At 41.9% G+C, this 24001-nt stretch carries 15 protein-coding genes and 1 tRNA gene; 11 read left to right on the top strand and 5 right to left on the bottom strand.

The genetic code is table 11. From position 1 onward, the window contains the following. Positions 1 to 30 precede the first annotated feature (30 nt). The 6 genes from KEM09_RS04680 (at position 31) to KEM09_RS04655 (ending at position 11205) form a co-directional block, all read left to right on the top strand. Entirely contained in the window at positions 31 to 2049 is a 2019-nt protein-coding gene (locus tag KEM09_RS04680; protein ID WP_212226128.1) for a hypothetical protein, read from the top strand. Between the two features lie 18 nt (positions 2050 to 2067). Next, complete coding sequence (locus KEM09_RS04675) at positions 2068 to 4044, top strand: glycoside hydrolase family 97 protein (protein ID WP_212226125.1); 1977 nt, start codon at positions 2068 to 2070, stop codon at positions 4042 to 4044. Between the two features lie 147 nt (positions 4045 to 4191). Beyond that, positions 4192 to 5238 carry a PEGA domain-containing protein gene (locus KEM09_RS04670; protein ID WP_212226122.1) on the top strand — a complete coding sequence of 349 codons (1047 nt, stop codon included), beginning with the start codon at positions 4192 to 4194 and terminating at the stop codon, positions 5236 to 5238. Positions 5239 to 5385: 147 nt separating this feature from the next. Further along, a complete protein-coding gene (locus KEM09_RS04665; RefSeq protein ID WP_212226118.1) occupies positions 5386 to 7182 on the top strand; it encodes an amylo-alpha-1,6-glucosidase in 1797 nt (598 codons plus the stop codon). Positions 7183 to 7222: 40 nt separating this feature from the next. After that, on the top strand, positions 7223 to 8248 hold the full coding sequence (locus KEM09_RS04660; RefSeq protein ID WP_212226115.1) for a PEGA domain-containing protein: 1026 nt from the start codon (positions 7223 to 7225) through the stop codon (positions 8246 to 8248). Between the two features lie 77 nt (positions 8249 to 8325). Next, a complete protein-coding gene (locus KEM09_RS04655) occupies positions 8326 to 11205 on the top strand; it encodes a glycosyl hydrolase 115 family protein (RefSeq protein ID WP_212226112.1) in 2880 nt (959 codons plus the stop codon). 144 nt (positions 11206 to 11349) lie between these two features. On the opposite strand, the gene KEM09_RS04650 is transcribed toward KEM09_RS04655, so the two are convergent. Beyond that, positions 11350 to 12657, bottom strand: coding sequence for an acetyl-CoA hydrolase/transferase family protein (locus KEM09_RS04650; protein ID WP_212226110.1), 1308 nt, complete (start codon positions 12655 to 12657; stop codon positions 11350 to 11352). Positions 12658 to 12968: 311 nt separating this feature from the next. On the opposite strand from KEM09_RS04650, the gene KEM09_RS04645 reads away from it, so the two are divergent. After that, positions 12969 to 13433 carry a DUF6146 family protein gene (locus KEM09_RS04645; protein ID WP_212226109.1) on the top strand — a complete coding sequence of 155 codons (465 nt, stop codon included), beginning with the start codon at positions 12969 to 12971 and terminating at the stop codon, positions 13431 to 13433. Here KEM09_RS04645 and KEM09_RS04640 read toward each other — a convergent pair. Further along, positions 13381 to 14280, bottom strand: coding sequence for a DMT family transporter (locus KEM09_RS04640; protein ID WP_212226107.1), 900 nt, complete (start codon positions 14278 to 14280; stop codon positions 13381 to 13383). The two genes, KEM09_RS04645 and KEM09_RS04640, sit on opposite strands and share 53 nt — an antisense overlap. Positions 14281 to 14679: 399 nt before the next feature. Between KEM09_RS04640 and KEM09_RS04635 the strand changes: the two genes are divergently transcribed. Both KEM09_RS04635 and KEM09_RS04630 read left to right on the top strand, forming a co-directional pair. Then, positions 14680 to 15492: a hypothetical protein gene (locus KEM09_RS04635; RefSeq protein ID WP_212188609.1), complete on the top strand. Its 813-nt coding sequence runs from the start codon at positions 14680 to 14682 to the stop codon at positions 15490 to 15492. Between the two features lie 108 nt (positions 15493 to 15600). Further along, entirely contained in the window at positions 15601 to 18720 is a 3120-nt protein-coding gene (locus tag KEM09_RS04630; protein ID WP_212226106.1) for an ATP-binding cassette domain-containing protein, read from the top strand. A gap of 99 nt (positions 18721 to 18819) precedes the next feature. Here KEM09_RS04630 and KEM09_RS04625 read toward each other — a convergent pair whose 3' ends face one another. From KEM09_RS04625 to KEM09_RS04615, 3 genes are all read right to left on the bottom strand, one after another. Then, positions 18820 to 20370 carry a 4Fe-4S binding protein gene (locus KEM09_RS04625; protein WP_212226103.1) on the bottom strand — a complete coding sequence of 517 codons (1551 nt, stop codon included), beginning with the start codon at positions 20368 to 20370 and terminating at the stop codon, positions 18820 to 18822. A gap of 22 nt (positions 20371 to 20392) precedes the next feature. Further along, entirely contained in the window at positions 20393 to 21310 is a 918-nt protein-coding gene (locus KEM09_RS04620) for a DUF362 domain-containing protein (protein WP_212226101.1), read from the bottom strand. 179 nt (positions 21311 to 21489) lie between these two features. Then, positions 21490 to 21565, bottom strand: a tRNA-His gene (locus KEM09_RS04615). A 108-nt stretch (positions 21566 to 21673) separates the two neighbouring features. Here KEM09_RS04615 and KEM09_RS04610 point away from each other — a divergent pair. Together KEM09_RS04610 and KEM09_RS04605 are read left to right on the top strand one after the other, a co-directional pair. Next, a complete protein-coding gene (locus tag KEM09_RS04610) occupies positions 21674 to 22360 on the top strand; it encodes a DNA alkylation repair protein (RefSeq protein WP_212226097.1) in 687 nt (228 codons plus the stop codon). A gap of 145 nt (positions 22361 to 22505) precedes the next feature. Then, positions 22506 to 23975: an aminotransferase class V-fold PLP-dependent enzyme gene (locus tag KEM09_RS04605; RefSeq protein ID WP_212226095.1), complete on the top strand. Its 1470-nt coding sequence runs from the start codon at positions 22506 to 22508 to the stop codon at positions 23973 to 23975. Positions 23976 to 24001 lie beyond the last annotated feature (26 nt).

Here is a 24001-nt window from a genome sequence, read left to right as displayed (position 1 = left end):
AATTTGATTTAAAGCATAAATCCTATTCATATGAAAAATATCTTCCTAATAGTCTTGTTTCTGATTTCTTTCCAGATAAATGGGCAAAACAATGCTAATATTTGGGAAATAAACAAAGATTGCAGCATCAGCTGGTCAGTCAATGGCGCTGTTTTACCCCACCACGATGATATCGAGATGAGCGGTAAGTTTATTTCTGCCGTGGTAAAATATGGCGTTAATGCCGATAACAGCTTCAGTATTGGTCGTGAAATAGTGTGGCCAATGTTACGCATCATTCCTAATCAAACCCGGGGTGGTTTACTGCGTACCATTAATGATGATGTCGTGGAGGGGATTCATATCGAGGGACGCAGACCAACGCAGGAGCTGGTGCATGAAGTGCAGCACGATGGTACGCTGTCGGTACGAAGAGAGTTGCAGTTTAGCTATTTCAGAACCAGGCCTGTCTTAAAATTGCAGTTGGAGAGTACTCATTTCACCTCATACGACCAGCCTGTTTTTTGTGAGAAATACGTGCTTCGTAATCCTGGTGATAAAGCTGTTTTTGTAGAAATTCCGGAAACCAATAAACAGTGGCTTGCACATGCTGAACGGACTGTGGATGGGCCACACTTTGTGACATATCAAACCATTAATGGTGGTTCAAAAAAGATTGCTGCCGGTGACTCTATCGTTTTTTACACCACTATTTCGGCACATCGTCAGAATGAAAAGGCGGCTGACATAGACGTTGAAGAGGAATTAGTTAAAAGAGCCTCTTTTGTTGGCCAATTGTGCGACAACCTGGTATTGGAAACACCCGATAAGACTTTAAATACAGCTTTTGCATTTGCTAAAATAAGAGCCAATGAAAGTATTTATCAAACCAAAGGCGGGCCAATGCATGGTCCTGGCGGATTGAACTATTATGCGGCTATCTGGGCCAATGACCAGGCCGAATATATCAATCCTTTCTTCCCGTTCCAGGGCTATGATTATGGTAATGAATCGGCCATTAACGCCTTCCGTCACTTTGCCCGCTTTATGAATGATGCGTATGAACCCATCCCATCATCTATAATTGCCGAAGGCATTAGCTATTGGAATGGAGCAGGAGACAGGGGTGACGCTGCCATGATTGCCTATGGAGCTGCGCGATTTGCACTCACATATGGCGACAAAAAAACAGCTGAGGAGTTGTGGCCATTGATCGAATGGTGCCTTGAGTTTAGCCGTCGTAAAATAAACGAACACGGCGTTGTGTCGTCTGATTCAGATGAGCTGGAGGGGCGTTTCCCGGCAGGGGATGCTAACTTATGTACATCTTCATTGTATTACGATGCCTTGCAATCAGCATCGTTTCTGTGCCGGGAGTTACAATTAGGTAACGAACTAGCCGACAATTATGCCACACAGGCTTTAACCTTAAGGAAAAATATTGAGCAATATTTTGGTGCCAATGTAATGGACTTTGACACATACAGGTATTACGAAGGGAATGATATCCTTAGAGCCTGGATATGCATCCCTTTAACAGTTGGTATTTATGAGCGGAAAGCGGCCACCATCGATGCCCTTTTCTCACCCGATTTATGGACGGCTGACGGTTTAGCCACCGAAGCTGGTGATACAACCTTTTGGGATCGTTCTACCTTGTATGGCTTAAGAGGGGTATTTGCAGCCGGTGAAACCAAGCGTGGGCTCGAGTTTCTGAAATATTACTCTAACCGCCGCTTGCTGGGCGATCGTGTTCCCTATCCAGTTGAGGCTTACCCGGAAAATAACCAACGTCATTTATCGGCAGAGAGCGCCTTGTACTGCCGGGTATATATCGAAGGATTATTTGGTATTCGACCAACCGGGTTTAACTCATTCAGCATTACACCTCAGTTGCCAGATGAGTGGGACTACATGAATATTCGGAAAATGCATGGTTTCGGTCAGCAATTTGATGTTGAGCTTATTCGAAAGAAAGGTAAGGTTCAGGTAATGATTAAAGATACTCAGGGTAAAGCATTATTCAGGAAATCAGTGACGAATGGCACTACCATTCAGGTTAAATTATAAAACAGCAATAAGATGACTATGAAACAACTCTTAAAGAATATGCTGGCACTGCTGTTTGGTGGATGCCTGATTCAGCCAGTCGCTGCCGAAGAGCTGAAATTGACATCGTTTGATGGCAATACGGTATTGACGGTGAATGTTGATGAGCAAATAAGCTGGTCGGTGGAAAAATACAATCGTACCATTTTACCGAAGGTGATTGTTGATATGACTGTCAATGGAAATCCCTTAGCGAAATCGCCTAGTCTTAAATCAAAGAGTGAAGTTGACAAGGGCGAATCCTTTGAGGTGATTGTGCCACTTAAAAACCGTGAAGTACCCAATGAGTACAAAGAGTTACAGCTTGACTTTAAAGGAGGTTTCGGTCTTCAATTCAGAGTCTATAACGAAGGCGTAGCATATCGTTTCGTTACATCATTAAGAGGTGATGTTGAGGTTAATAACGAAGTAATGGACATGGTTCTTCCTGATGGTACCAACTCTTATTTTCCCAAAGAGGTATCTACTTATTCGCATTATGAGCGCAATTATTTGCAGTTAAATGTGGATTCTATTCCTGTCGGTGATTTTTGCTCTCTGCCTGTTTTGTTTAATCAGGATAATGATCAGCTTAGGGTGCTTTTTTCGGAAGCCAATGTCTATGATTATCCCAATATGTTTCTGGAATCAGCCGGTAATAAGCAATTGGTATCCAGGTTTCCAAAGGCCGTAAAAGAAACAATTCCTCAACCGGGAGCAGGAGCAGATAGAAATGTGCTTATTACCAAAGAGCACGATTACATTGCCAAAACCAACGGTAAAAGAACGTATCCGTGGCGTCTGTTTGTGATTACTAATGATGATAAATCCTTGTTGGAGCAGGATATGGTGTTGAAATTGTCTGATCCTCTTAAAATCGAAGATACGTCCTGGATCAAGCCCGGTAAAGTCGCCTGGGACTGGTGGAACGATAATAACATTTACGGTGTTGATTTTGAATCAGGCCTGAATACCAAAACCTATAAGTATTTCATCGATTTTGCCTCTTCTTATGGTATTGAATATGTGATACTGGATGAGGGGTGGACCAAATCGACTACCGAGATTCTTGATTTCAATCCCGATATGGATGTGAAAGGATTGATACGTTATGGTGAAGAAAAGGGGGTAGGTGTCATTTTGTGGTGCTTATGGAAACCATTGGATGAAAACATGCAGGAAATACTGGATACTTATGCCGGATGGGGTGCCAAAGGTATTAAGGTGGATTTTATGCAACGGGCCGATCAGTATATGGTTAATTCCTATGAGCAGATTGCCAAGGAATGTGCCGAGCGAAAATTGTTAGTGGATTACCATGGTTCATACAAACCCAATGGCCTTCGAAGGGCCTACCCAAACGTTATTAGTTATGAAGGGGTTAAAGGGAATGAGAATAATAAGTGGAGCGAAGATATAACACCCTTGCATAACACCATCTTACCATTTATCCGTATGGCCGTTGGACCCATGGATTACACTCCTGGTGCAATGATTAACATGCAGAAGGAGAATTTTAATATTTCATTCAGTCGGCCAATGAGTATGGGGACGCGTTGTCATCAGATGGCCATGTATGTAGTTTTTGAAAGTGGCTTACAAATGATGTGCGATAATCCTTCTAACTATTACAAAGAAGAGGAATGTACGCAGTTTATTTCCAAAATTCCGAGTGTTTGGGACAGAACCATTGCCATGCAGGCAAGCGTTGGTGAATATGTGGCTATTGCACGCCAGAACGGTAAAAGTTGGTACCTCGGAGGTATGTCCAACTGGGAAGAGCGAACCATCCATTTGGATTTCTCCTTTTTGCCAACAGGTACTTTCGAACTGGAGCTGTTTACTGATGGTGCAAATGCTAATAGGTTTGCACAGGATTACAAAGTGAAAACTATCACAGTACACAAGGGTGATAAGCTGACTTTGAAACTGGCCAAAGGTGGTGGCTTTGTCGGCATATTAAATCCTTTAGAATAATTTTTTCAATCTGTTTTTTGATTTCTGATTCATTTTAATGGCGTGAGCAATCACGCTGTTAAAACTGAATCAGCAGGGATAGCTATGGCTATTCACTTAGACCATTTTAACTCAAATTGACGTTTGCATAATTCAAAACACATGAAAATGAATAGTTTAAAATCAATCTATAAAAAGTGGCTGGTTGGTATGCTGGCACTGTTGTTAATGAATGCATGCAAAACTGACAATGATTTTAACGAAACCATTGATGCCCGGTTGAAAGGACGTCCTGTGCAAAAAGCTACTGTTTTTGTTTCAGCGCCTGAAGATGGGGCAGCCATCTACTTAAACGGTGTGTATACAGGTTTGAATACACCGGCCACCATTAATGTTGAAGCTGGCACACATGATATTGGTGTTGGTATTGAATCAGCAGTACAATACCTGAGGCGGAGCATTGAGATCACTGATGTGTCATCATCAGTTGATTTGACTCTGACAGAGCAGGATCTTGTGGCACCCAAAACCTGGAGAGCCTTGTTTATTGGCGTTAAACAGGTGACTAATGGTAGCTGTGTAACAAGCTATACAACCGAGCAGTTGGATCAGGCATACAATTTCTTTCAGTGGAGCTTTAATGATGTTGTGGAGCCTTGGTCATATAACACCATGAACTGGGAGTTTGTGCGTCGTGATATTAGTGATGAACTTGTGCAGCTTAGCTCTGATAATCTGATTACACCTTCAGTGCTTGAGACCTACATGCCAGATATTAATGTGGGTGAGTATGACTTGGTGGTGACTTTCTTTAGGGGCGAACAAGCCGCCTGCTCAATAGCCGGTTTTATTGGAATTGCCTGGTATGATGTGACTGCATTGTATTGCCATTCATCTTACTATACAATAAGGTATTATGATGATTTGGAAGGTATGATTCAATACAGTATGGAAAATGATCCTGGAGTGTTTATTCACGAGTGGTTACATACCGTGGCTGAAATGTTTTATCCTGGTCAAGGCGTCAGAGTTCCTTCTTTCAAAGGTCAGGTGGTGCATGCCGCCGAACGTTATGGATATGTTCATCCATGGATGGATTGGTATAAGGATATCATCCGTGGCCAAGTGGAAGAAAGAGATGGCTTTTCAGGTATTGGACCTGATGCCTTTTTGAAGTGCTCAGTTAGTGAAAGTGCCCTTGGGCAATGTCAATAATTGTTAGTATCCCTGGTCTTAACCTCACCATTTATTAATCTAACGCAGACAGATTTTTTGGTTAAAATGGTCTTTTAGTGCTTTACCCTAGGTTATCAGGCTTTTATAAAGCATCTTTTGTCAGGGTAAATGTCAAATATAATGATTATGAAGTTGATACATTTATACATTACATTATTCGGTTTACTGTTTTTAACAGGCTGCCGAATCAATACAAAAACACATTTAGATAATGAAATTAGTTTTAACCTGATAGATATCCCGTTTAGCACAAACGGCGCTTCATTGGCTCTGCATCAGGATGCAGGAGGACACATGCAGAGAAGCTTGATATTAAGTGATGTCAGTGGCAATAGCGATTTTGGTCTGGGACAGTTTATTGAGCTACAGCCTGAGGGACTTGAACCAGGTAGCAATATTGAATGCATTGGCCACCCACATCTGGTTTCGTTCAGTGTAAATAAAAAGCTTGTGTTGGAAGCCTGTTTTGCCTCTTCGAAGGAGATGAGGTTCAGAGGGCAATCAAATACACTTCAACTAAAGTTGGCTGAGCGCCTCATGAATGAAGAACGTTGTGCTGTCAAGCAACTTTCATCAACAGAGTATCATTTAGAATTAAAATTCAGGTTTGGTATATCAAGGTATATCCTAAGCTGTTTGAGCGGGGCCATTACCAGATCCAAAGAAGGTTTTAGAATTGAGCCAACCAATGGTGATAGTTATGAATTGGCTATTAGGGAGACTGATAGTAAGTGGCAGTACACTTATCGGTCAGAAGACTTTGAGGCCTGCACAGCAACTACTGATGAAGCCTATAGAAAATGGTTAATTGATATGCCGGCCATTCCGGAAGCCTATCAAAAAGCAGGGCAGATGGGAGCTTATATTCTTTGGTCATCGATGCTGGCAGAGGAAGGCTATATCACACGACCTGCTATGCTGATGTCAAAAAACTGGATGCACTATATCTGGAGTTGGGATCATTGCTTTAACGCCATGGCATGCTCATATCAGATGCCGGATGTAGCGCTTGATCAATTCCTGATAATGTTCGACCATCAGGATGAAAATGGGCGTTTGCCCGATTTAATCGGAAGGGGACGGGTGATTTGGGATTACCTCAAACCTCCGGTTCATGGCTGGTGTTTAAACAAACTGATGCAACAAATAGATTTGAAACCCGAACAGTCTGAAAATGTGTTGAATAAGTTGGGTAAATGGACCCGCTTTTGGTTGACCCGGATGGATGCAGATAGTAATGGTTTGCCCGAATACACACATGGCAATGACTCAGGATGGGACAATGGCTCAGAGTTCGATTTGAATGGAAAAGCTCATCAGTGGGGGCATTGGGAAAGTGCAAACCTGTGTACCTATCTCATATTGCAGATGGATGTGTTGGCAAAGCTTGCTGACGAACTTAAGGGACCAGAAGAGGCGAAAAGATGGCAACAGCAATCAGACGAGTTGCTGCAACTTATGATCGTACAGCTGTGGAATGGAGAACGATTCATTACCCGTAACATTGACACAGGAGATTATAATCATGAGTCACATAGCTTAATGGCATATCTGCCATTGGTGCTTGGTAGCAAGTTACCATTAAGTATCAGAGAAAAACTTATTGCTGATCTGATGCAGAGCGGACATATTACGCGCTGGGGATTGGCTACAGAGGTTCCTGGAACTGCACTGTATGATGATGATGGGTACTGGAAAGGTCCCATTTGGGCGCCTTCTTCACTAATTATCATAGATGGACTAGAGCAATGTGGGGAACACGAATTGGCCACTCAATTGGCCGAGAAGTTTTGCAAACTATGTGCTGAAAATGGTTTTGCCGAAAACTATAATGCCTTAACGGGTGAAGGATTGCGCGATAAATCCTATACCTGGACAGCCAGTGTGTTTTTTATTCTGGCTCACGAATATCTAAACGATTAAAGCACAATTATATAATTGAAACATTATTAAATCAATAAGTATGAAACCAATTTATCTACAAGTTATATTAGTATTATTTGTCCTGTTCACAGCCTGCGATAGCGGCGAAAAAACTAAACAGGATACCTCATTCACCATTACAGTTAACGCCAGTGAGCCTGGCGCCATTTATCTCGACGGTCAATATACCGGTTACACAACACCAGCTGAATTAAAAGTGAGCGAAGGCCAATATGTGATTGGTGTAGCTACCCAAACGAGCCACTCCTACCTTCGCAAAGAACTGACTATTAATGAAGATACCGATCTGATGCTCACGACTGCCGATAAGCCTGAACCCAAAGTATGGAAAGCGCTTTGGGTAGGTGTACATGAGGTGACAGGATTATCAGAATCTGGTCAGTGCAGTTCGCAATTCAGCAAGGAAGAGCTGGATGCAGGCTATGATTTCTTTATGTGGAGCATTGAGAATCATTTTGAGCCATTCTCGTTTAATACCACAAAATGGGAGGTAGAACGTAAGGATATCAACACACCCATTCAACTGCATAAAGCCAGTAACACCTGGTTTACACTAGAGCCTGAGTCTATTACCGAATTGATACCGGAGATAGATGCAGGTAACTATGATGCAGTGTTTGTTTTCTGGCGCGAAAAAGATGGTTCATGCAGTTTCAAGAGCTCTTATTTTGGACTGGCCTGGATCGATCCTTTAAATGATCCTATCAAAACCGGTTACATCACCATCAAGTTTGATGCCGGCGACAATATTCAGGATAATATCAATTGGTACAAAGAAAATGACCCGGGTGTATGGGTGCATGAGTGGTTACATACCGTTGGCGAAAACTATTTTCAGGACCGTGGTGAGCGTATGCCTGAGAAAGGTGGTGACGGCCTGGTGTTGCATGCCGCAGAAAAGTATCAATATACCTATCCATGGATGGATTGGTACCGCGATTTTATGACCGGGCAGGTCAAAGAACTGGGATCAGGGCATACCTATTGTGGTATTGGACCGGAGGCACTGCTTCAAAAGTCACTTCGTGAATCTGCAATGGAATAGTTGCACACAGTATATGGGCTTTTAATTATCAATTCAATGATTCAAAACAGGCCCTTAACCAATTAATCCTATTGTTTATGGATATATATAATCAAATCTGCCATTGGCTCTGCCTTCTGATTATTACGCTCATGGGTTGTTCTCATTCTGCAACATCGCGCTTTACAACAGATATCAGATTGGCTGACAAAAAAGGGGCTAATACTTTTACTCTTGTCGAGAAGAGCGAGGCCTGCCCGATTTATATCGATACGCAGGATGCTACTGTTGTATTAACGGCTGTTAATCACTTTGCCGATGATGTGAAACTTGTATCAGGTGTCAAACCGGTTGTTTATGAAGATGATGAGGTTCACGGTCATCAAGCTGTTATTGTTGGCACTATTGGTTCTAATAAATTAATTGATCAGCTAATTGCTCAAAATAAACTTGATGTTAATGCTATAAAAGGTCAGTGGGAATCGTCCATCATCGCTACAATAGACAATCCTATGCCCGGGCTCGATAAGGCTTTGGTAATTGCCGGAAGCGATCGCCGTGGTACAGCCTATGGTGTTTTCACCCTTTCAGAAAGTATCGGTGTTTCGCCCTGGTATTGGTGGGCTGATATAATACCGCAGAAAAGGAAGGCATTGTATATCCCTCAGGGTGTTTATGTGCAGGGTTCTCCATCCGTAAAATATCGTGGTATTTTTATCAACGATGAGGGTTTTGGAGGGCTGAATGTGTGGGCACGTAAAACCTATGAAACAGAAATTGGTGATATTGGCCCTAAAACCTATGCGCGTGTTTTTGAACTATTGCTTCGGCTCAAAGCCAACTATTGCTGGCCTGCCATGCATGCCTGTACCAAGCCTTTTTATTATTACGAAGAAAATCCTGTTGTGGCTGATAACTATGCCATCGTGATTGGTACCTCGCATTGCGAGCAGATGCACTGCAATACCATGACCGAGTGGAACGAAAAGGAACAAGGGCCCTGGAACTATAAAGTCAATCCCAAGCGGATCAAATCATTCTGGCATGATCGGGTCGATCGCACAAAGAATTATGAGAATATTTACACACTTGGCATGCGGGGTACCGAAGATATAGAAATGCAAGGGGCTGAGAGTATTGATGAGATGGTGGACATAACACGGCAAACCATCGCCGACCAACGGCAGATTCTGGAAACTTCGGTTGGTAAAAAAGCTGAGGATATTCCACAGGTATTATGCACCTACAAAGAAGTGTTGGTGACCTATCAGAATGGACTTGAGGTGCCGGATGATGTAACCTTATTATGGGCCGATGATAACCATGGTTATACACGTCAGTTATGCACTCCTGAAGAACAGCAGCGCAGTGGCGGTTCGGGGGTGTATTACCACCTCTCTCTTTTAGGCACACCGGAGGGCTATTTGTGGCTCAACACTATCTCACCAAGCCTTGTGGCATACGAAATGACAAAAGCCTATCAGTACGGAGCTGATCGTATTTGGATGTTTAATGTAGGCGATATTAAGCCTCATGAAAAAGAGTTGACCTTTGCCATGCAAATGGCATGGGACATCAATCGTTGGACGCCTAATAACGCTTATTTATTTATGGAAGAGTGGGCTGAAAATACATTCGGAAAAGAAACAGCCAAAGATATAGCTGCTGTGATGGCCGATTATTATCGCTTAGCAGAAGCTGGCAAGCCGGAACACTGCTACCGTCTGGATTACTCACCGGAGGAGTTGGATCAAAGAATTGAAGCATACAGAAACCTGGCTGAGCGAGCTGGTAGAATTAACGATAAATTGCCGGAAGATTTAAAGGCAGCTTTTTATCAATTAGTGGAATATCCGGTTTTGGGTTGTCGTTGGATGAATGAACGTAACCTGCTAGCCAGAAGGAGTCTTCAAAAGGCGGCCATGGGCAATTTATCAGCGCTTGGTGATGCCGGGCAGGCGAAATACTGTCATGCACAGCTGGATTCAATCACCCACCATTACAATGCCGTAAATGCAGGTGGCAAGTGGAATCATATCATGAGCTGGCACCCCTGGATGAGTGACAAAATGCCTGAAGTAGCCACTGATGAATTGGTGCAGAAGGCTCAGTCATCACCATTGGCGCACACGGTCCAACTAAGTAAAGTCAAATGCCACAAAGCCCTGGTATTGAATGATGGAATGTTGCAGGCAGCTAAGGATAGCAAACAGCACGCCGATAGTCTGGTTGGTCACTACACTTGGGATTCAGAAAGAACCGGGCAGGTTCCAGTCTGGATATTTGCCACCATCCCAACCAGCTATGTGCCCTCGTATTGTCTGGCTGTAAATGGCAAAGAGATTAAGAGCCCATTAAAGCATATTGGCAATATCTGGCATACCCAGGCAGCAGCCCCTGTTTGGTATAAGGTGGGGCATGTCAATATTACTAAAGGTGTTAATGCCTTAGCCCTTAGCTTACCTGATTCTCTTCTTACTATTGGCGGTATTCACTTGGGGTGGTATCCGCCTTCTCGACCGGATTATTCACAACATATTATGAGTATCGATTATGTTGCCAGTCACAACAGCAAGGAGTCATCTGTTATGGAGACAAGAGGTTTAGGAATAGGAAGTGGTGTTTCGATTACTCCATTCACATCCCCTTCCTTAAAGGCCCATCAATATGGTGAAGCCGCCTGGATAGAATATGAGATAGCCATTTCAAAGGGACAGTCTGAAATTGAAATCAGAACATTGCCCACACAGCGCATTCACGATGGCAGAGGTTTATGTTATGCCGTGTCAATTAATGATGAAGAAGTACAGGCGTTTAATGTACAGGCAGATGAGTTTACGCCCGAATGGCAGGATAATGTCATTCGGGGCTTTACATCCCGAAAAGTTAATTACAGTGCTGTTAAAGATGAGTCAATACGTCTAAGAATCTACTTTTTAGATCCTGGCTTAGTGATACGTGATATTGTTGTTTATTAACGAGCAGTGGAGTTGTAATTTATAGAGTTAATTAGTGTGATAAATGTCTGGAGGCTGGCTTAACGAAGCTGGCCTCTGTTTTAAAAAGAAAGGCCATCTCAATTGAGACAGCCTTCTGGAAATATATAGAAGATTTGATTCTGATTAAATGTTTGGATTCACATAGCGGAAGTGTGAACCAAAACGGTCGAATGCAGCTTTATCAAGCATCTCCTGGTGATCAGGGTGAGCTACTGAGATAATCAGTTTAGCACGCTCCTGCATTGTTTTACCATACAAGTTAACAGCACCGTGCTCAGTTACAAACCAGTGCATGTTAGCACGTGTAGTTACCACACCTGAACCTTGCAACAGAGTAGGAGCAATTTTAGAGATACCTTTAGCAGTTACAGAAGGCATTGCAATGATTGGAAGCCCGCCTTTAGAGTAACCAGCACCACGAATAAAGTCAATCTGACCACCTACACCAGAGTAGTGAGTTGTACCAATTGAATCGGCACAAACCTGACCAGTGATATCAATAGCTAGGGCAGAGTTAATGGCAGTTACTTTATCGTTCTGGCGAATCACGTTCACACTGTTAGTGTGGCGTACATCCATCATAGCTACCATTGGGTTGTCATCAATAAAATCATATAGTTTCTGAGAGCCCATCAGGAATGAGGCTACCATCTTACCTGGATCGATTTGCTTGCGCTTACCGTTTACTACACCAGCTTCAACGAGTGGCAGGATACCATCGGCAAACATCTCAGTGTGTACACCAAGGTCTTTGTGGTTGCCAAGCTGAGCCAATACCGCGTTTGGAATACCACCAATACCCATCTGAAGACATGCTCCATCTTCAATTAGTTCAGCAACGTTTTTACCAATAGCAATATCCATATCAGTTAATTCACCCATGTCGTGAGTGTATAATGGGCTGTTATCTTCTACAAAGTAGTCGATTTCGCTCATGTGGAATATTGCATCACCCCATGCGCGTGGCACATTTGGGTTCACAGCCGCAATCACAATGTCAGCGCACTCAACAGCTGCGCGTGTAGCATCTACCGATGTACCCAATGAAACAAATCCGTGCTTATCAGGTACCGAACACATAATCATGGCTACATTTACCTTACATACGCCTTCGCGGATTAATTTTTGAGTCTCGCTTAGGAATACAGGAATGTAATCAGCATAACCAGCTTGAGTTTGCTTGCGCAGGTTGCCTCCAACGAAGAATTGTTCCGATACAAATACGCCTTCAAATTCAGGATCTGCAAAGTCCACTTTATCCTCGATATGGATGTGCTGGATTTTAACATCATAGAATTCTTTGTTGCGGCCACGCTCAACCATTGCCTTAATCAATTTGTGTGGTGTTACAGCCACACTACTAAGGTGTACACGATCGCCCGTCTTAATCACTTTTACTGCCTCTTCAGCCGATATAGCTTTATAACTCATGACTTTATTATTTATAGATATTTTTCTTTATTCAGTGGCTGCAAATTTAGAAAATTATGGATGGATGCAAGCGTTTATTAATAATTATTAAGGAGAATCCTCATATTTAAAACAAATCTGAAATAATACACTTTTTAACGATTGGAACTGAAAGTAAACCCCCGATGCATGCTTACCGTATTTTTCTACTTATTGATAAGGTTTTCATGGTGTTAATAATTTTTAACCATTGCTCTTAGTTGTAACTGGTCAGCTGGGTGTAATTGAAATTTTATGTAACTTGTATTGCATACTCTTCAGAAGGTTTGGCTATGAAAACTCTTGTATTTTTTTCGATGTTGGTGGTCGTGTGTATAATTGGCTGTAAAACCACTAAAACAGTTTCAACAGATGAGCTTCCTGCCCAGGAAATAAGTGTTGAAAGTAGTGATTCAACCGAATATGAGTTGATTGTTTTTGACCCGCGGTTCGAAACTTTTTTGGCTACGCAACCCTATCCAAAAGAATTTTATTCAGATAATTATTATCAGCAATGGAATTACCGCTATTGCATAGAGTGGAATATTCGACATACCAATCCTATGCGATATGGTGACTTTTATGAAACGTCCATACCATATGAGCTATCAGTGGATTATGGACTGGATTTCAATTTCAGGCTTTATCAGTATTTTCAGTTTATTGAGCAGGAATATGGCATTGTGTTAATTCGTCGCAGGGGCGCTAATGTTTCTTTTTTGCGGAGAGGCCTATTGCCAGTATGGTGCCCACAATAACCAGTATGGCTCCGGCATAGGCCAGCGGTGATACTTTATCGATGTTAAACCACCTGATATCGAACCATACCATGAGCTCTAACACAATAAAAGTGATAACCGGGTTCATAATTATCACAATGCTTATTTTATTGGCTTCGGTGTATTTAAAAGCGGCCGACAGAGTGCCATAGGCTACAACGGTATTTAATCCAAGGGCAATTAATAATAGCCAAACCCACCATTCATAAGACTGTACGAATAAATTAAAATCTACCCATGGCAGAAAAAGCAGGACTGGCAGGCCAAATATGATGAGGTTAATTTGTTGCGGATGATACTTTTGCACTAATTTTTTATTGAAAAAAGCATAACCAGCCCAGCTACTAGCTGCCCCAAGTATCCACAATACGCCTTTGTTGAGCGCTTCTTTCTGGCTAATCATCTCATTAAGCTGGTGGTAATAGAAGAGACCAAAGCCAACAGTGGCAATACCAAAGCCAATAGCGCGTGTCAGGTTAATCTTTTCTTTGAAAACAGTAAATCCGATAATGCCAAGCATCACAGGGCCAGTTTGTATTATAATTTGGGTGACGGCCGGGCCGGCAAAATTAATACCCTGCATATAGCCAATGTAATTGCCTGCTAATAATATAGCTCCTGCTATCATCATTAATGGAGGTCGCTTATATACCTTAAGCATTTCGGGCTTTTTGAAGGTATAGTATGCGATTAACACCATGGTGGCCACAAAAAAGCGTGACCATACAATTGTGTAGGAGTCAAAGTAGTTTAGCGCAACCTTTAATGCGATTGCTAAAATGCCCCAGAGTAATGCAGTGGTGGCAGCCAGTAGTATCCCCTTCATTGGGTGCTGTTTAGATTAATTACAACAAAATTTCTTCAATTAAATCACCTGTGAAAATTCATGTTGCAAAGGACCTCATATTTCATCATTCATGAACCAAGTTTCACCTAAACACGAACTAAGCAACTTGGTTCATTGGAGGTTAAACTTTGAGCAAATGTAACCAGAATGCCTATATGCGTATGCTGATATTTAGCAGCAGGCCTAAAAATGAATTAATCCGTTAATTTATAGGTATCGCCCGGCAGAATTCTTTTAAAATCAATTATATTTGTTTCATTAATTAAGTGGCTACTTAATCGTTTTGAAATAATAGGTTGTATGTCAGTTAATTAATTGCGGTTATCCCGCCTGGTTCTTAATTGATAACGAGATAATAGAAAACCAAAATTTAAACACATGAAAAGCATTATTCGAATAGCATCTTTTGTTGTTGCCGCTACGATGTTGTTAACTGCCTGTAACAGTAAGAAAGCTAAAAAAGACAAAGCCCCGGAGATAAAGAAGGAAAGTGTTGAGAAAGAGGTAAGAGAATTTGTTTATCCATTGCCAACATCTTTTGAAGTAACAGAAATGCTTAACCGTATTGAAGCTGCTTACATTCTGTCATTGTCAAATCCTGTGGCTAATGTTGATAAGTATCTGACTGAAAAAGCACAGGCTATCAACCTGGGTATTTACAGTGCTGATTTGAGTTATGCCAGTACCTATCGTCAGCAGCAGGAGACTCTGGATTTTATGAATGCTTCTAAAACATTGGTAGATAAATTGGATATCACACCGGCATTAAACAAGGAGTTGCTTGAAGCCATTGAGAATAACTTGGATAACAAAGATGAGTTGGTTAATGTGATCACTAACTCATTCTACAATACATATGAGTATCTGAATAAAAATGACCGTGGTTCAGTATCATTATTGGTAATAGCCGGTAGCTGGGTGGAAGCTTTGTATATTGCCTGCCACATCTCTGAAGAAACATTTAGCAACAAGGAGATGGTGGCTATTATTATGAAGCAGAAAGATCCATTGAACAAGTTAATGTCAATGCTTGAAGTGCATGCTGCTGATGAGAATATTAAGTCAACTATGGATGATTTAAAGATTTTACACGAAATATTTAATAGTGTAGATGAAGGAAGTATCACCATGGAGCAGTTAGACGCCATTGAAAAGAATGTAGCTGTGCTTCGCGAGAAGTATGTGTCGTAAGTGATAGAGCTTAATGATATTTTGGGGGGAGCCAATATCGGCTTCCCCTTTTTTGTGAGGTGCTGATAAAAATTTGCTATCTTTCAAACCAACCCATAATAGTCAAAAATGAGTGAACTTTTTCTGGATGCTTTAATGCAGATCTTTGCACTTCTGACTGACCAGCGCGAGGAACAAAAAACGGGCGATGGTTTTATTGAAGTGAAAAATTTCTTGCTGCGAAATCTGAATAATGAATACGCAGAGCAGGCATTAGAGCGTTACGAATTCTATATAAACGAATATCACAAAGATTCATATAGCAAGGATCAGAAGGTAAGAGATAAGCAGGCGTCAACCAATATGGACCGGCTGGCTAAGATTTGTGATGAACTGAATCAGGAGCTGGAGCAATCAGAAAAGTATATGCTGATTAGCAACATGCTGAATTTTATTATGCGTGATGGCCGCGTATCTGAGGAAGAACGTTTCTTTACCGATGCGTTAGCAAAGCACCTGAAGCTGGATGAAAGAGACTACACAAACCTTCGGAAGTTTATACTCTATTATCCTTTGGAAGTTGATGATAAAGACAGGTTACTTCTGATAAGTGGTCAAAAGGAGAAGCCTGATGAAAACATCAAGCATATTTACAATCCCAAGCAGCAGATATTTGTTTGGGTGCTACATGTGCAGGAGACCAATCTGCTGTTCTTTCGCTACTCCGGTAACCGGAACTTATACCTCAATGGGCATATTATTGAGCAAAACAAGGGAGTGGCTTTCAGGCCCGGGGCAGTGATAAAAACATCTCGTATGGCTCCTGTTTATTATGGCCGGGTGGCAGAGCATTTTATTGCCAGGCCGGGCAGAGCCCGTATCCTTTACAGGGCCCTGGATGTAACCTACAAATTCAATAATAACCAGGTTGGTATTCATCCATTTAGTTTTTCTGGACGCTCAGGGCAGTTGGTGGCTGTGATGGGCGGCAGTGGAACGGGTAAATCTACCTTATTGAATGTATTAAACGGGAATCTCAAATACCATAGTGGCCGTATCCATATTAATGGCTTTGATCTGCATAAAGACGCCGAAGCGCTGGCTGGTGTAATCGGCTATGTACCCCAGGATGATTTGCTGAAAGAAGAGTTAACCGTGTTTGAAAACCTTTATTTTAACGCGCGTCTTTGCTTTAGCCATTTCAATAAAGATGAGATCACGGAGTTGGTAGAGAAAGCCTTGCATGATTTTGATTTGGTGGAGGCGAGGGATTTAGTTGTTGGATCGCCGTTGAATAAGATATTGAGCGGAGGCCAGCGAAAGCGCCTTAATATTGCCCTTGAACTCATCCGTGAGCCATCTGTATTGTTTGTTGATGAGCCCACCTCAGGCCTGTCATCCATGGATTCGGAAAAGGTAATGTTGTTGCTTAAACGGCAAACGCTGAAAGGCAAACTGGTTTTTATTAATATTCATCAGCCAAGCAGCGATTTATATAAGCTGATTGATAAGCTGCTAATCATTGATAAAGGAGGGCGGATTATTTACAATGGTAACCCTATGGATGCTATTACTTATTTCAAGAAAAAGGCCTCCTATGTAAATCCGGAAGAAAAGGAGTGTTATGCCTGTGGTAATGTGCAAACTGAACAACCGCTGCGTATTATAGAAGCGCGTATGGTTAATCCATATGGTAAATTTATTCGTCAGCGAAAGGTATCGCCCCAGGAATGGTATAAGTACTATGTTGAAAACTTTGAGGATAAGTTTGAATGGAAAGAGCCGCAGCACAATGCTAAACGAGAGAAACTGCCGGCCAACCTGTATAATATACCGGGGCGGATGCAGCAGTTTGTTATTTATTTTCTAAGGGATACATTGTCGAAGATCAAGGATAATCAGTACATGATGATTAACATGATGCAGGCGCCTATTCTGGCACTCATCCTTGGGTATTTTACCAAGTTTATCAGTGGCGACGGGGCAGATGATTCGGCATATGTGTTCGCTAATAATGTAAATATACCGGCTTATTTATTTATGTGTGTGGTGGTGGCTCTGTTTTTAGGCCTGATAGTGAGTGCCGAAGAGATATTCAAAGACCGGCGTCTGTTGCAACGGGAGTCATTTCTGAATTTAAGCCGGTTCAGTTATCTGAATAGTAAAATAGTTGTGCTGTTTGCGATATCTGCCGTTCAAACCCTTAGCTTCGTATTAATTGGCAACTATATCCTCGAAATTAAAGGATTGACATTAAGCTATTGGTTGATTTTATTCAGCACGGCCTGTTATGCCAATATGCTTGGACTTAACATTAGTAGCGGGCTTAACTCTGTAGTGGCTATTTATGTGCTTATTCCTTTAATATTGGTACCACAGCTACTGTTTAGTGGTGTGATTGTCAACTTTGATAAGTTACATAAAACAATTTCATCGGAGCAGTATGTACCCCGAATAGGCGATTTAATGACTTCTCGGTGGTCGTATGAAGCGCTGGCGGTTAACCAGTTTAAAAACAACGCATACGAAAAGTACTTCTTTGATTTAGATCAGCAAATAAGTTCTGCTTCATACAATAGTAATTTGTTGATTCCTAAGTTGAAAGACCTGAATGAAACATGTCGTTATCATTTAGAAAGACAGGAGGAAGATGAATTGCAGCATGCATCGCAGTTGCTGGTTGCAGAACTCCTTAAGTTAACAGGGCGCAAAATTTCGCATTACCCATTTTTGGCCTATAATTTAAGTGGCAGATTTGATTATGGAACTGAAGCATATGAGAAGGTAGCAGAGTTGCTGCAGCAAGAAAGTGATAACAACAAAAGCTTATATGCTCAAGGCAAAAATAAAAGGGACCAATTATACGAGGAACTCATAGGTAAATATGGTTCGAAAGAAGCTTTTCTGGAGTTTAAGGATACCTACCAAAATGAAGCTTTGGAGGAAGTAGTGCTGAATAAGCGGGAATTAAAACAGATGGTGGTTACCGGGCATGGCATTATTCAAAAGAAGCATCCAATCTTCAATAAGCCAGTATCAAATTTTGGGCGTTCTCATTTATATGCGGCTGATAAGCGGGTGCTGGATGTTTATATCTCAACACCGCTCTTTAACATGATTATTGTTTGGCTGGGGGTTGCTTTCTTTTATGTCACCCTTTACTTCGATATTCTAAGAAAAGTCATTCGCTACTTCGAAACATTTAAGTTGCGACGACTCAATCAGCGATTACAAAAGATCAGAACTTAATAACCCTAGTTCGATGTAAAATTTAAATAGAACTCAGGTTAATAAAAATGGCTGCTCACTAATGGGCAGCCATTTTTATTATATGTTGTATTTTCTTGCTTAAAATGGGAAGTCTTCTTCAACAGGGGCTGTTGTTTGTTCTTCCTCTTTGGGTTTTTCTGCCGCCTGATGAATAGCATTACCATTGACAAAAATTGCTTTGTAAGGTGCATCGATGGGGCAAGGGTGTTCGCAGGCGCCGCAACCAATGCAAATATCCTGGTTCACCTCAGGGATTAGTAGTTTACCTTCGTAGGGTACCATATTAACGGCTTTTGTGGGGCAATGCTCAGAGCAGGCACCACAGTCGGTTCCATCGGTATATACCACACAATTTTCCTTAACAAATACCGCTTTGCCTAGTTGTGTCAGTTGTTTTTCTTCAATGGTGATGGGTAATATGGCACCAGTGGGGCATATCTGGCCGCAACCCCGGCAGTCGAAATTGCAATAACCCGACAGATAATCCATGTGGGGTTGCATAAAACCTTTTAAGCCATATTGGTTGACAGCTGGTTGCAGCACTTGTGTTGGGCAAGCGGCTACACATAAGCCACAGCCTGTGCAAATGTCGTTAAAACGTCTAATACTGATGGAACCCGGAGGTGCTACAGGATGGTCTTTCTCATTTACCAATAACTTTGATGTGTCTTTCTTTGATTTGACATCAGCCAATACTGTTTGTCCAAGGAGTAGGCCAATGCCAGTGGCAATCACAGTGCGCCTTTCGCTATTGGTTATATCTGCAGATGATTGCTTTTTAGCGGTGAAAGCCAATGCACTATCTTCGCATGCAGTCAGGCAGTTGAAGCAATCAACACATCGCGAATGGTCAATGGTAAAAGTTTTGATGTCGATACATTCGCTTTTGCAGGCGCCAATACACTTTCCACATTTCGTACAGCTATCAGCTTTGAACTGTATCTTCAGAAATGAGATTTTGGATAATAGGCCAAGAAAGGTACCTACCGGACAGATGGTGTTGCAGAACAAACGACCACGCTTGTATGACATGTAAGCGATGGCTACGAGTAATACCAATGAGAAGCTAAAGATAAACCAGGGTGCCATAACCAATTTGACAGGACTTAAGGTGTACACCTCTACTTTGTGTAATAATAAGGATAAGCCATTGTTGACCAACACTACCACAGGCCTGATAAGGTAGGTCATGATTCGTCCGAAATTGCTGTAGGGGTCGAGTAGTGTAACTACCGTTGAAAAGGATAATATCAAGCCAATAATAGTAATGCCAAGTAGCGTGTACCTCAATATGGGGTAACTCTTTTTTTTCTTGTAGAAAAACTTTTTAGTAGAGCGCTTCCTCGCTATCCACGCAAATGCATCCTGCAATATACCCAATGGGCATATGCTGCTGCAATAGATGCGGCCCATAAAAGCGGTCAATGCAATGATGATTAAAAAGCCAATGGTTCCTATCGCAAAGGTGCTCAGAAACTTCATTAGTGACGGGATAAACTGCAGATATAATATTTCCTGAACTGTTTCATTGGCATATTTTTCATAAATATCGAGAAACAGAGAAATAGTGAGAATAAAAAACAAGAGTGATACTATCACCCTTGCTTTCTTAAGTTTGCTATAATTCATTTGCCTGAAAATTTTGAGGCATCTACGCCATTTTTTGCTTGCTGATGCTTAACTCTTCAAGATTCATATTTCCTAAACGCATACTGTGGGCAATTTTGATGTGCCCTATCTCTGATGGTTCCAAACCAAACATCTTTGTTGCAGCTGCATCGGCCGCAACAATATCCGACGATGCAATAAGCGCTTTCAAATTAGTTACATCAGCAACTGATACGCCTCTTGGTCCGTTTTTAGTCATCATGTTGTAGCCATCGATAATGTTTAAATCGGGCTTTTTGAAGGTGCAAAAATCGGCTATACACTGGTGTAGATCGTTGGAATGATAGAATTTACGATCCCATACAACGCCCATCAGGTTTTTCATGGCCAGCGAAATACGGGTGCTGCTGTGGTGTTTCATTACAGGTACATTAATGAACACATCCGATTCGAATATCATTTTGTGCACCTTGGCTTTTTTCAAACTTACACCATTGGGTATGTCCACTTCTTTGTAAAATGATTCGGTATTACCGGGTATCATCTTACCACCGGCAGCTTTCACGGCTTCTTCGATGCCGCTGTTGCGGTAGCAGCGATCCCATTTGTTACAGGTGTTGTCAAAAACATAGACTTCAGAGGCCCCGGCTTCTTTACAACGTTGCACAATGCGGGCTACCACATCGGGGTTGGTGTTGGCTGCTCTTTCGGGTGGTGCATCCCAGCCTATATTGGGTTTTACCACTACTTTTTGTCCGCTTTTTACATATTTTTCTATGCCGCCTATAGCTTCTATGGCGCGGTCAAACATATCGCCACCATTTCCGCCTCTCACTGCTGCCAGATCGTATTCTGTTGATGCAGGCATGCCTTTCACACTTTCCAAGCCGCCAAATAGTGGTAGTGCGCCACTTAGCAGGCTGGCCCCTATACCTGTTCTTAAAAAGTCTCTTCTTTTCATGCTGTACCGTTATTCTGTTAATACCCGTTGTTTTCCTGTAGAGAGGTCACAAACAATGAAATTACTAAAAATAATACTTGCGTTGGTTGGTAATCAGTAATTTAAACCAGATATAAATAAAGAGAGACTGCCAGTTTATGGTATAAAAAAAGCCTCAGCTATTTCTAACTGAGGCTTTTGGGTGGAAGATCGGGTTCGAACCGACGACCTCTGGAACCACAATCCAGCGCTCTAACCAACTGAGCTACAACCACCATTTCTGTTTTGCGATGCAAAGATAGTATTTGTGAACTAATATTTGCAAGAAGAATGAAAAAAAATAAAAAAAACTTTTTCCTTTGTATCTGTTTATTCATGGGAGATATGAAGTTTTTTATTGAAAATCAGAGAGTAGAAAAAGATGTGGAGTGGGTAAAAAATCAGGTGCGTTTGCACATGAATGGTGCTACTACTTCACAAATGGAGAGTCGGGGTATTAATTATCGGGTGAATTATGGTGTTGCTATGCCTCACCTGAAGCAATTGGCGCGCCGGATACGGGTAAGTTATGAGTTGGCAGAAAGGTTATGGTTTCTTGAGATTAGAGAGACCATGCTATTGGCTGCTATCATTGTTCCGGCAGAGGAAATGACTGTGGAACGGTGTGAGGAATGGGCTGCTAAAATTGATAATGAAGATTTGGTGGAGCGAACGGCTATGTTTTTGTGGCCGAGGTTAACGGCCGCCAATCAATTGATGCCGATGTGGTTAAGCGCTGCTGATTCTTATTTATCAGCTATGGCCTGCTATACCTATGGGCATCAGTTGAAAAACGCAAAAGTGACTGGCAATGTTGGGGTCGATGATTTGATGGCATGTCTAAAAGTGCAGAGTAACCCTTTGGTATGTAGATCCGTATCCTTTGCTTTGCGTATGTATATGCGTACTTCTCCTGATTCAATCAAAGAGGTGGAAACATATATTGAAGACCTGAAAAATAGTAGTGAACGATATCAGTTGACTATGGCTGAAGAGTTAAGGGCGGAAATTGATTTTCTGAAGGAAGCATAAGTGCTGTTAGACGAGATGTTCACTCATTTGGTGAAAAATCATGTTGGGTTCCTATTTTAAGATTTATATTTGTTCACCCCTAACTTTTTTCTGGAAATGATAATGCAAGCTACAGGCTTGAAAAAACAGTAAATCCATTTGATTTATGAACGCATTGGAAGCATATTTTGCGAAATTCAGGGAGAATACGATCGGTTGGGATGCTAAGCTACAAACGCCTTACGGGGAAAAACCATTGGTGTATGCTGATTGGATTGCCAGTGGCCGGCTATATGGCCCAATTGAGGAATTGATGAAGAATAAAATTGGACCGATGGTGGCCAATACGCATTCTGAGTCGAGCGATACTGGCATGATTATGACCAATATTTATAAGCATTCTCACAATATTATAAAGAAGCATGTGAATGCCGGTGAAGATGATATTATTATCACGGCTGGTTTTGGCATGACCTATGTGATTAACAAGCTGCAACGAATACTTGGAATGCGAGTGCCTGAGCAGGCACAGCGTTATTGCAGTATTCCGGTTGAGCAGCGCCCGGTTGTGTTTATCACGCATATGGAGCACCACTCGAATCATACCTCGTGGCTTGAAACCAACGCGGATGTAGTGGTGATTGAGCCGGATGATCAGCTGTTGGTTAATCCGGACGCCCTGCGCCGTGAAGTTCAGAAATACCGTAACAGGACCTTAAAAATTGGGTCTTTTATCGCCTGCTCCAATGTGACTGGCGTAAGAACGCCTTATTACGAACTGGCGCAAATCATGCATGAAAACGGCGGGTTCTGTTTTGTTGATTTTGCAGCTTCTGCACCATACGATACCATTAATATGCATCCTGGTAATCCGCTTCAAAGTCTGGATGCGATCTTCTTTTCACCTCATAAGTTTTTGGGTGGACCAGGTAGTTCCGGGGTGATGGTGTTCAATAGGGCCCTTTACCATAATTCGGCGCCCGATAATTCAGGAGGTGGTACGGTGGACTGGACCAATCGCTGGGGTAAATACCGCTATGTGGACGATATAGAGGCGCGCGAGGATGGTGGTACACCTGGCTTTTTGCAGTCAATCAAGGCAGCGATGGTCATCAGGCTCAAAGAGCAAATGGGCGTTGATAAAATACATGATCGTGAAAAGGAAATAGTTGAAAAGATATTTAGGGAGTTTAGAACCATCCCCGGCATGAATATATTAGCCGATAATGTAGAAGACCGTCTTGGAGCTATTTCGTTTTACATCGATAAACTGCATTTTAACCTGGCAGTTCGTTTGTTAAACGACCACTATGGCATTCAGGTGCGCGGCGGATGTTCGTGTGCTGGAACCTATGGGCACTACCTGTTGCATGTTGATTATTATACATCCAATAAAATCACCAGTAAAATCAATAAAGGCGACCTTTCGGAAAAGCCTGGCTGGATACGGATGTCAATTCACCCAACAATGACCGATAAGGAAGTAGATTATTTGATAGATGCCGTTAGGCAGGTTGCCACCAACTGGCAATCTATGAGCCTTGATTATGAATATGTAGCTGCTCACAACGAGTATTTCCATAAGGATGTTCCAGTTAAAAAGCCGGTTGATTACGATTCCTGGTTTTCATTTTAAAAATATTGAAGCGAGCCGCAGTGCTC

It is taken from the genome of Carboxylicivirga mesophila (assembly GCF_018271975.1).
Taxonomy (GTDB): Bacteria; Bacteroidota; Bacteroidia; order Bacteroidales; family Marinilabiliaceae; genus Carboxylicivirga; species Carboxylicivirga mesophila.
The sequence above is the reverse complement of the archived record's forward strand: the minus strand, read 5'-3'. Positions and strand labels throughout refer to the sequence as shown.

Bases quoted from the DNA above. Each gene is read 5' to 3' on its own strand.
- KEM09_RS04680 (WP_212226128.1), top strand. From the start codon at position 31: ATGAAAAATATCTTCCTAATAGTCTTGTTTCTGATTTCTTTCCAGATA.
- KEM09_RS04665 (WP_212226118.1), top strand. From the start codon at position 5,386: ATGAAGTTGATACATTTATACATTACATTATTCGGTTTACTGTTTTTA.
- KEM09_RS04605 (WP_212226095.1), top strand. From the start codon at position 22,506: ATGAACGCATTGGAAGCATATTTTGCGAAATTCAGGGAGAATACGATC.
- KEM09_RS04650 (WP_212226110.1), bottom strand. From the start codon at position 12,657: ATGAGTTATAAAGCTATATCGGCTGAAGAGGCAGTAAAAGTGATTAAG.
- KEM09_RS04640 (WP_212226107.1), bottom strand. From the start codon at position 14,280: ATGAAGGGGATACTACTGGCTGCCACCACTGCATTACTCTGGGGCATT.
- KEM09_RS04635 (WP_212188609.1), top strand. From the start codon at position 14,680: ATGAAAAGCATTATTCGAATAGCATCTTTTGTTGTTGCCGCTACGATG.
- KEM09_RS04655 (WP_212226112.1), top strand. From the start codon at position 8,326: ATGGATATATATAATCAAATCTGCCATTGGCTCTGCCTTCTGATTATT.
- KEM09_RS04610 (WP_212226097.1), top strand. From the start codon at position 21,674: ATGAAGTTTTTTATTGAAAATCAGAGAGTAGAAAAAGATGTGGAGTGG.
- KEM09_RS04675 (WP_212226125.1), top strand. From the start codon at position 2,068: ATGAAACAACTCTTAAAGAATATGCTGGCACTGCTGTTTGGTGGATGC.
- KEM09_RS04645 (WP_212226109.1), top strand. From the start codon at position 12,969: ATGAAAACTCTTGTATTTTTTTCGATGTTGGTGGTCGTGTGTATAATT.
- KEM09_RS04630 (WP_212226106.1), top strand. From the start codon at position 15,601: ATGAGTGAACTTTTTCTGGATGCTTTAATGCAGATCTTTGCACTTCTG.
- KEM09_RS04625 (WP_212226103.1), bottom strand. From the start codon at position 20,370: ATGAATTATAGCAAACTTAAGAAAGCAAGGGTGATAGTATCACTCTTG.
- KEM09_RS04620 (WP_212226101.1), bottom strand. From the start codon at position 21,310: ATGAAAAGAAGAGACTTTTTAAGAACAGGTATAGGGGCCAGCCTGCTA.
- KEM09_RS04660 (WP_212226115.1), top strand. From the start codon at position 7,223: ATGAAACCAATTTATCTACAAGTTATATTAGTATTATTTGTCCTGTTC.
- KEM09_RS04670 (WP_212226122.1), top strand. From the start codon at position 4,192: ATGAATAGTTTAAAATCAATCTATAAAAAGTGGCTGGTTGGTATGCTG.